This is a genomic window from Stenotrophomonas panacihumi (assembly GCF_001431645.1).
Taxonomy (GTDB): domain Bacteria; phylum Pseudomonadota; class Gammaproteobacteria; order Xanthomonadales; family Xanthomonadaceae; genus Stenotrophomonas_A; species Stenotrophomonas_A panacihumi.
In genome coordinates this window covers 1-2,238 of the sequence record NZ_LLXU01000039.1, presented here as the reverse complement: position 1 = coordinate 2,238, position 2,238 = coordinate 1, and the positions used below count along the sequence as shown (strand labels likewise).

Below are 2,238 nucleotides of genomic sequence, written 5' to 3'. Positions count from 1 at the left end.
TTCGCGACTGGAACATAAAGGGCGCATCGCACAGCGCGCTGTTTTCGGGCTGAAAGCCCTGCCCTGCCTCGTTTCGTAACGCATCACGCAATCGACCTGGTGCATCGCATTTGGGATGCGCTCGCGGGTGTGGGCGCAGCCCACGGATAACAGGGTTAGATCTGCCCGTGTCGTCGCCCCGTCCCGCGTTCGACCGAGCTCACGCACACGCCATCCCCACCGCGCGCCGCTGACCGCCGCTTCAAGCGCGCAGGGCGCGTAACGGAGCGGAAGCGACGGTATGAGCCATGCGCGCCACCGCCGGTCGTCGCCGCCCGCTGGGATGCCGTGGAGACGGCGCAGGGAGCCAGCCGGGCCGGGCTGATGTGCGGTGCTAGTGATACCGCACATTTGTCTCAGCGTGATACCCGAGCCGCGTCTCGGGAGTGGCTTGCAGTTCCACACTGTTACACCTATTCTCTGCACATGCCTACCCAGCTCACCCGCGTAAACCTGTCCCTTCCGCCCGAAGTCATCGACGTTCTGGACCGGTTGGGCAAGGTCACGGGCGCCGGTCGCGCCACGATCATTCGGGAATGGCTGATCGAGGGACAGCCGCTTTTCGCCGAGATGGCACGCGCCGCCGAGATGGCTTCCAGCCGCAACATCGACGCGCTGAAGGTCATCGGTGACGTTCTCCGGTCCGCTGGCCAGCAGGCCGAGCAGCTCGAACTGGACGTGCGTGCTACCCGCCGCGCCGCCATGCGGAAAAAGGTCAAATGATCGATTGGCTCTCCATCGTGGTGCCGTGCGCTCATCCCGCGCCCATCGATGCGGGAAAAGTGCTCTCCGTCGGCGCTTCGGGCGACGTCGAGTGGATGAGCTCAAAGCGGCAAACGGTGACGGGTTCGTTCTCCAGCGGTCTCACCGTCCGCACCGTGCAGCGCAGTGTTGACCCCTGCACGCACCTGGAGATCAGCGGCAACCCGGTGAAGTTCTTCCAGGGCCACAACCTGTGGGGAGCGGACGATGTTCCGGGCTTGGTGATGGCCACCATGGAGCACTTGGTCGGGGTTCTCTCTCTCGCCCCCACTGACCTCGATCGGCTGGCGTGGTCTGTAGGGGATGTGCAGATCACTCGCGTTGACGTCACCCAGTCGTTTCACCTGCAAAGCCGTGGAGAAGTTCTGGCGTGGCTTCGCGCCGCCGAGCAGACCGCCCACTTGTCGCACCGTGGCCGCGGCCAGCTGGTCAAGGGTTCGACCCTGTATTTCGGTCAGCACAGCCGCCGCTGGTCGCTCAAGCTCTACAGCAAGGGTCAGGAGATTCACGCCCGTGGCCATGGCCAAGATGCCATCCTCAACCTGCCCCACGCGGTCGCGTGGGCTGACCGCACACTGCGCGCCGAGCTGACCATCCGCAGCATGGAGTTGAAGCGCATGGCCCTCGATCAGGTGGCCGCTTGGAAAGACGTGGACGGTGTACCATTTGACGCCTCGGTGTTACTCCGAGACCGACTGGGAAGCATGACCATGACCACCGCACGCACATTGCCGGAAGACGTCATCGCGTCGCTCACCACGGGCCAGCACAACGCGTATCTGGCTTGGGCAGCAGGCAACGATTTGCGCGAGACGATGAGCCGTCCGAGCTTCTACCGGTTGCGCTCGAAATTGCTTCCGCACGGCGTTGATATCGCCACGCTGATGCCGAAGGAAGTCTCCAACGTGGTGCCCCTCTATCGCGTCTTGGAGGCCGTCCCTGTGTCGGTCCCTGATTGGGCTGTCGGCACACCTCTCTATTTCGAGCCACGACGCGTCGCTTAGCCGCTGCGCCCCTGCGAAGCGGGGGGTGCTGCGGTTGACGCGTCATCCCCGGAGTTACACCGAATCGCGTAATCTGCGGCCATGACGAAGCCGCGCACGTTCGATGGAAAGAGCATGACTGGAACCGGCCCGTGGGCTGGTTTTTCGTTTGTGAATGGCAACTTGGTGACGCCGGAGAATCACGTCATCGAGCCCCACCAGCTGACATGGCTCTCGCTCACTTGCGAGATAGCTCGGGAGTTCCGTCGCATGATGGATGACGAGCGTCTGGCCGTTGCCGAGGCACGGCCCATCGAACCCGTCACCGACATCCGCAGCCGCCTTCGGCATCGTCGCCGTCTTCGTGCAGCAGCCGCCATCAAGAGGCCGTAGCTGCGGGGGCGGACAGCAAGGCGGACTGTCCGCCGTGGCCGACGCCGTGGCTATGGCCACC

At 64.1% G+C, this 2,238-nt stretch carries 3 protein-coding genes; all 3 read left to right on the top strand.

What is annotated here, in order from left to right; all coding sequences use genetic code 11:
• Positions 1-465 precede the first annotated feature (465 nt).
• Positions 466-762 carry a hypothetical protein gene (locus tag ARC20_RS02140; RefSeq protein WP_057502498.1) on the top strand — a complete coding sequence of 99 codons (297 nt, stop codon included), beginning with the start codon at positions 466-468 and terminating at the stop codon, positions 760-762.
• The gene (locus ARC20_RS02135) at positions 759-1,805 is read left to right on the top strand and encodes a phage/plasmid replication protein, II/X family (RefSeq protein WP_057502499.1); all 1,047 of its coding nucleotides are present in this window, start codon (positions 759-761) and stop codon (positions 1,803-1,805) included. Before ARC20_RS02140 ends, ARC20_RS02135 begins: the two co-directional genes overlap by 4 nt.
• An 81-nt stretch (positions 1,806-1,886) precedes the next feature.
• Positions 1,887-2,177, top strand: coding sequence for a DUF3653 domain-containing protein (locus tag ARC20_RS02130; protein WP_057502500.1), 291 nt, complete (start codon positions 1,887-1,889; stop codon positions 2,175-2,177).
• Positions 2,178-2,238: the final 61 nt, after the last annotated feature.